This is a genomic window from Corynebacterium sp. HMSC074C01, from assembly GCF_001814605.1.
Classification (GTDB): domain Bacteria; phylum Actinomycetota; class Actinomycetes; order Mycobacteriales; family Mycobacteriaceae; genus Corynebacterium.
Genome location: NZ_KV817277.1, coordinates 1 through 5,991, shown reverse-complemented (window position 1 = coordinate 5,991; position 5,991 = coordinate 1). Strand labels below are relative to the sequence as shown.

The 5,991-nt window shown below is 58.3% G+C and carries 7 protein-coding genes; all 7 read right to left on the bottom strand.

Going from position 1 to position 5,991, the window contains the following annotated elements:
* A partial coding sequence (locus HMPREF2978_RS05675) for a phage tail tape measure protein (protein ID WP_070744555.1) occupies positions 1-2,683 on the bottom strand: 2,683 nt, incomplete at its 3' end.
* Between the two features lie 29 nt (positions 2,684-2,712).
* Positions 2,713-3,414 carry a hypothetical protein gene (locus tag HMPREF2978_RS05670; protein ID WP_070744553.1) on the bottom strand — a complete coding sequence of 234 codons (702 nt, stop codon included), beginning with the start codon at positions 3,412-3,414 and terminating at the stop codon, positions 2,713-2,715.
* The gene (locus tag HMPREF2978_RS05665; RefSeq protein WP_070744551.1) at positions 3,414-3,767 is read right to left on the bottom strand and encodes a hypothetical protein; all 354 of its coding nucleotides are present in this window, start codon (positions 3,765-3,767) and stop codon (positions 3,414-3,416) included. The genes HMPREF2978_RS05670 and HMPREF2978_RS05665 overlap by 1 nt, the downstream gene beginning before the upstream one ends.
* A gap of 122 nt (positions 3,768-3,889) precedes the next feature.
* Positions 3,890-4,681: a hypothetical protein gene (locus HMPREF2978_RS05660; RefSeq protein WP_070744549.1), complete on the bottom strand. Its 792-nt coding sequence runs from the start codon at positions 4,679-4,681 to the stop codon at positions 3,890-3,892.
* Between the two features lie 80 nt (positions 4,682-4,761).
* Entirely contained in the window at positions 4,762-5,184 is a 423-nt protein-coding gene (locus tag HMPREF2978_RS05655) for a hypothetical protein (RefSeq protein WP_070744548.1), read from the bottom strand.
* On the bottom strand, positions 5,174-5,476 hold the full coding sequence (locus HMPREF2978_RS05650; protein WP_070744546.1) for a hypothetical protein: 303 nt from the start codon (positions 5,474-5,476) through the stop codon (positions 5,174-5,176). The genes HMPREF2978_RS05655 and HMPREF2978_RS05650 overlap by 11 nt, the downstream gene beginning before the upstream one ends.
* Positions 5,466-5,837, bottom strand: coding sequence for a hypothetical protein (locus HMPREF2978_RS05645; RefSeq protein WP_083316502.1), 372 nt, complete (start codon positions 5,835-5,837; stop codon positions 5,466-5,468). Before HMPREF2978_RS05645 ends, HMPREF2978_RS05650 begins: the two co-directional genes overlap by 11 nt.
* Positions 5,838-5,991: the final 154 nt, after the last annotated feature.

Below are 5,991 nucleotides of genomic sequence, written 5' to 3'. Positions count from 1 at the left end.
TGGCCTCGGGCCGCATAATGGCCTCACCGCCGGACAAGCCAATACGCATACCCGTATTCGGCTCGATGAAGGTGTACGGGTCACGGCCCGGGGTGTAGCCAGGAAGGATACCGCCGGTGGCGAACTTGATTTCCTGCAGCTTGTCCAGGCCGACGAGGCCCGCGACCGCGTTCCACGCCTTACGGATACCGTTGTTGTAGACCACGTCCACAACGAACTGCACCGGCTTCTTGGTCTTTTCCTTGATACCGTCCCAAATCTTGCCGATAGCATCCACCGCGGTGCGGAACCAGCCCTTGACCGTGTCAAGGCCGCTCTTTAATGGACCGAAGACATTCTCATCAATCCATACCCAACCATCGCGTAGACGGTCGGCCATCCACTGCCATTTATCAGCAATCCATCCAGCTACGGCGAGGACGGCAGCCCACATGCGGTGGAAACCCTGAATCTGACGCTGGATGACATTCTCATCCAACCAGTTCCACACATTCAACAGAATGCCGTATAGCCAGTTCCACTTGTCGGAAATCCAGCCGGCAACCGCGGACACCGCGTCCCACATACGGTGGAAACCCTCAATCTGACGCTGAATGACGTTGTCACGAATCCAGCTCCACACCGCAGACAAAGTTTCAGACAGCCAATTCCACTTGTCACCAATCCAACCAATAACGGACTGAATAGCAGGCCACAGGACGTTCTGGAAGAAATCCACCATAGGGTTGAGAACATTGTCCTGGATCCAACCCCATACCTCGGAGAACTTCTCAGACACCCACTGCCAGCCGTCAACGAGCGCCGCGGTGAACTTTTCCCAAAGCTCCCGCCCCGTCTCAGTCTTAGTGAAAAACCACACAAGACCAGCAACTAAAGCAGCAATCGCCGTTACAACAATGCCAATAACATTGGCCTTCATCGCAAGGTTCATGCCTTCCTGGGCAGCCTTAGCGAGCTTTAGCGCCGTGGTCACGGCAGTCATGCCGAGCGTCCACGCCTTCCACAAGCCAATCGCAGTACCCACCGCGGCAAGCAGCGGAACTAAGTAGTCCTTATTCTTGAGTATCCACTCACCGAGCGTGGTGAGCTTACCAACAACATCCTCAAGAACCGGGCCGAGTTGCTCCGCAAAAGACGCCGCCAGCGGCATGACCTTATCAATGACCAGCTGCATCGCGGGAGCAATAGAATCAAAAATCTTAGACGCCACCGGCTCCAAAGCGGCCAGCGCATTCAGCTTGAATTGGTCCCACTTCTCCGCAAAATCGGCGGTCTCCTCCGCAACACCATTAATCGTGTCTGACGTCGCACCGGTCGCCGCCATGAAATCATCTACCGACAGCGTGCCAGTCTTAACAGCATCCACGAATTGCGCGGCGCCACGAGTGCCAAAGATGTTTGAGGCCATATCAATCGCAGCTGCTTCGTCGCCCGCGTTAATAAGCTCCTCGATACTGCCAATCGTTTCTTTCAACGCCTCCGGCGCATCACGCCCCTCGGACGAAAACTCCGCCAACGCACGCTGCATAGACTGCAGCGTCTTATCAGCATCAAGACCGGCTTTGTCCATCTGGCCTACCAGGGCAGCCGAATCAGCCATATCAAAGCCAAAGCCACGCAACGACGGGCCAGCCTTCACCGCGGAGTTCGCAAGCTCAGACACCGACAAACCAGTAGCCTGCGACACCTGGAACATCTTGTCCAGCATGCCCGGCATATCCTCAGCCTCCACGCCGAAACCGTTCAGAGCCTGAGACAACGAGTTAATATCCGCGTCGACGCCCAGCTCCTGCAGCTGCATCATCGACCGCGTCATATCCTCAAGCGGCTTACCAGTCAGCCCCAGGCGAGTATTCAGGTCCGCGGCGGTCGAGCCAATAGCCTCGAAGTCCCCACCAACGCCCACAGATTCCTTCGCGACGTTGCGAATATTTTCCTTAAGCGCCTCGAATGCTTCACCCGTGGCACCAGTACCGGCTCGCACCGTGTCCCACGTGTTATCGAAAGTTGTTCCGACCTTGACAAGGCCCGCAAGCCCACCGGCCACAGCGCCAGATGCGACAGCCATGCCAGACTTTAGCTTGGAACCAATATCGTGAAACGAGGTTCCAGCTTCATCAGCTGAAGCCTTCGCCTTATCCATCTCTTTGCGCAGACCACCCAGAACACCCTTATGGCGGTCCTCCTCATCCTTTGCAGACTTCTGCGCATCTTGGTACTTGCCCAGCGTGCGGTTGAGGTCTTCGAGCTGGTTCTTGTGCTTCTCCTCAGCCACACGAACATTGATCTCGGCCTGCTCAAGCTTCTCAGTCTCGCCGATAACACGAGCTTTAGCTTCCTTGACCTTCGCCAGCTCAGCAGTGCCCTTGCCGCCCTTCTCCAGGGCCTTCTGGTACTTCTCTTCAGCATCCCGCAGGCGCAGGGTGACGGCCTCCAGCTTCTCCTGCTGCGCGGCACGCTTGCCGACGGAGGTCTCATAGGCGCGGTCGAGTTCGTTGAGTTTCGTGGAGGATGCCTTGACCTGGCGCTCGATGTTCTCGACCGCGCCCTCAAGGCCCTTGCTCATGGCTTCGCCGGCGCGCTTGCCTGACTCCTGAGCAGGCTTCTCTAGGCGCTGCGAAAACTCCTTGCTCATCCCCTTAAACGTGGGAACGACGGGAACCGACACGAAACCAGCAGACATTAAAGCCTCCTCAAAAACTAAAACTGCCCTTACTGGGCGGCAGCAATCTCTTCCAGCATGCGCAGCGACTCATCCGTCGACGACTCAAACGACCCACCAGAACCATCCGTGAGTACCGTCTTGCGGTCGTGGCTCATACGCTCACGCTTCTCAGCGGCGATACGCGCATCCTCCAGCTCCTGGGCCAGCTTCTTCGGCGACTTGAGGAAGCTATGCTCATCCCCCGGCTCATTGAAGCTCGCATGAAACATAGCCACCGCCAGGGCGGCTTTGTCTGCTGGTTTGATATCCCAGCGCTTCGCCCCCACCAGTGTCTCCGGCCGCTCCAACAAATCCTGATAGAGCGCCACCACGCGCCGCGTCGACAGGCCCCCTTCGGGGTCGAGCCAGTCGCGCACATCAAGACCGATGCGCAGCAAATCAACCTCAAGCAGGTCGATGTTCTCCACCGCGAGGGCCGCTAGCGCCACCTTGTACACGGACAGGCCGGTCGCCTCAAAGTAGGCGTCCATCTGCTCATACAGGCCGCCCTGCGCGTAGGCGGCGGTCATGGCCCGAATCTGTGAAGACTCATCAAATAGCCGCCAGATGAGACGCGGGTTTTCTGGTAGTTGGGTCACGAATTCGTGCCCTAGGTCCATGGGGTCGCGGCGTGCACGGTAGCGTGCCCCGGCGTGTATGAATTCGACCCAGGTGCCCGGCTCATCCTCGAGAATCAGCCGGGCAGACATTACTCACCAGCCAGCTCAGTACCACGCTGCACAACCGGAGCAATCACCTCATGCAGGTCCTTGCGCGTTGCGCCGGTCAGGTCGAGTAGCTTGCGGGTCAGCGGGGTGACCTGCGCAAGAATCATGCCCTCCAGGTTGCCCTCGAACACCAGCGAGGACATGGAGGCGGGCAGCTGGTCCTTGTCGACGATGACCTCAATCTTGAGGGATACGCCGTTGGTGAGGGTGGCTTCTTCGGTGTAGATGCCGTCCACGATGGCGGGCTTCTCAGGGGTGGTGTCAGCGTCGAGGACTTCTACGTCCTCGGCCTTCGTGGTGGTCTTGCGGGTGGTTTTGTTGTTGGCGGTTGCCATGGCGGTTCCTCCTTATGGAATTGGAAAATGAAAGGTGTGGCGGTTCCTAGACCTTTTGGTAAAAGCCTGGGTGGGCTGTGTGCGGAACCGCCAAGAAAACACACAGCCCGGTAAGTCAGCGACTACTGGTCGGAAGCACCAGGAACACCGCCGGAGGCACGAACACCATCATTGGAGTTCTCCGCGGTCTCGCCGGACTTCGGGTCCTCGTACTCATGCAGGGTCACATCACCGGACTCATCGGGCTTGACGACCATCGCAGTCAGGCCATTAGCGGAGGCCTGCGGGTGGAACGCGGTACCGGCCTTAATCTGGGCCTCCACATCCGAGATATCCTTGAAGATCTTCTCCTCGACGCGGGTCACGGAGCCGTCCTTTCCGACGATGTAAAAACGCTCCTCGTAGTAGCGCTCATCGTCACCATTGTTGAAAGTGATCTGAACCGGGCGGGCCTGCGGGTCCTTCGCAGTCACACGCTCATTAATGACCAGGTCAGCCTTCTCGCGAGACACCCAGATACGCACCAGACCAGAGGTGAACTTGTGCACGAAAGCGACGTAACCCTTGGCAACTTCGTCGGAGTGCTTGCCGTAGGTAGTGCCCTCCTGCACCACAGCACCCGGGTTTTCGATGTAGCGCATCACCGGGGAGCCAGCAATACCGTCCACCGCGCCGGTGATAGCACCAGCAGTGTAAGAAGTGGACGACTGGCCACCAGTCAGGTTGGTGGTGTTGGAGGACACCTCGCGGGTGTGGCCATGCTGGGAGTCGGTCGGCTCCAGGCCAAGAGATTCCCACTCACCGACGAAAGCGCCGGTCTTCTTATCAATCGTCGGGTCATCAGAGAAGTTGACCAGGACCTCGCGGTCTTCAAGGACGCGCAGGTCAAGGCCAACGCTACGAAGCTTGGACATTGTTTATCCCCTTTCAAAAGGACATAGAAAAAGCCACCCCGCAGGGTGGCCAAAAAGGAAAAGTTGGTTAGTTGGTGGGTTTACGTCGACGGCTGGAAGAAAAGCTTGGCGATACCGACCGACAAACTCATCGTCGACACAAACCCGGTTGGCTGATAGGAAGGCCCCGACCCGAAGAACGTAGAAGCGGACCGGGAAACACCCAGCCCAACCCCCGTCATTCCTTGGGTTAGGGCGGTGTACAGGTTCCTGCCGAGGCGGCGCACCTGGTCATGGTCAGGCCCATACACACTGACCTTCACGAGGTCTCGCGAGTGCGCCGACTCATCCACCTGCGCCACATCGCTAGAGACGACCACGCCCACGCCGTCGTTGTGGCAGTTATAGCCATCTGGCAAGAAATGCAGGTGCACCATGTCCTGGTCCGCTTCAGGAAACAGCTTCAGAACGTGCTTGTGGACAATGGCGACAGGGTCGGGAGTGAGGCCAAACTCAGGAAGCATCCTTCACCGCCTTCGTCACGAAGCTGTCCTTCGCCTGCTTCGCCACCGCACCAGGATGACGCACCGTCACCACATGAGTAGGGCGGTTGGTACCACGGGTGGCTTCGGTAATTTTCACGACCTCGCCACGGTCATCGTGGAGGAAGGCACGGTCACGCTCGGATAGCTCATTGACCTCGGGCCAGCGAATCTCAATGAACCGCTTCACCTGCTCCGCCTTCTTACGAGACGCAGCCTTCACCTGCGGTGTAGCCGCCATCTGCTTAAACAACTGGTGGTAGTTAAGCGACACCGTCTGACACCTCCCCTCGCTCCACAATGAAGATCACCTTCGGCTGATGCCACGACACCACAGGGCGCCGACCAACGCTGTAGTCGAAAGACTGCCGCTGCTGCACCGTGTAATCCTCACCACGAATCACGACGGTGTCACCATCCTCCACGTGAGTACCGGGAGGGGCGAGCACCTGAAGCTTCGTAATGTCACCATGCGCGAAACCATCACCGCTCACCACCTGGTCACCGGCTGGGGACACCACACAGTGCTCCACTACCCTGCCCGGCGCGTACTGCGGACGACCACGATGGTCACGACCAACCAGACCACCCTTAATAGTGATGGGCTCGCCAAATTCATCTGGGCGCCATGCCATTAGCACCACCCCCGCTCGCTGAATTCAGCCCCACAACGTGGCCAACGATGACCAAAGGGAATCACCCGGCCACCGCGCCCCAGAGGGACAGCACGCACACCCAACCCCAACAGGTCGAGGATGGCATCATCAAGGCCCACACCACCCCAATGAA

What these genes read in the sequence shown, in the direction of transcription:
- HMPREF2978_RS05670 (WP_070744553.1), bottom strand. Translation starts at nt 3,414, where the DNA reads ATGTCTGCCCGGCTGATTCTCGAGGATGAGCCGGGCACCTGGGTCGAA.
- HMPREF2978_RS05665 (WP_070744551.1), bottom strand. Translation starts at nt 3,767, where the DNA reads ATGGCAACCGCCAACAACAAAACCACCCGCAAGACCACCACGAAGGCC.
- HMPREF2978_RS05660 (WP_070744549.1), bottom strand. Translation starts at nt 4,681, where the DNA reads ATGTCCAAGCTTCGTAGCGTTGGCCTTGACCTGCGCGTCCTTGAAGAC.
- HMPREF2978_RS05655 (WP_070744548.1), bottom strand. Translation starts at nt 5,184, where the DNA reads ATGCTTCCTGAGTTTGGCCTCACTCCCGACCCTGTCGCCATTGTCCAC.
- HMPREF2978_RS05645 (WP_083316502.1), bottom strand. Translation starts at nt 5,837, where the DNA reads ATGGCATGGCGCCCAGATGAATTTGGCGAGCCCATCACTATTAAGGGT.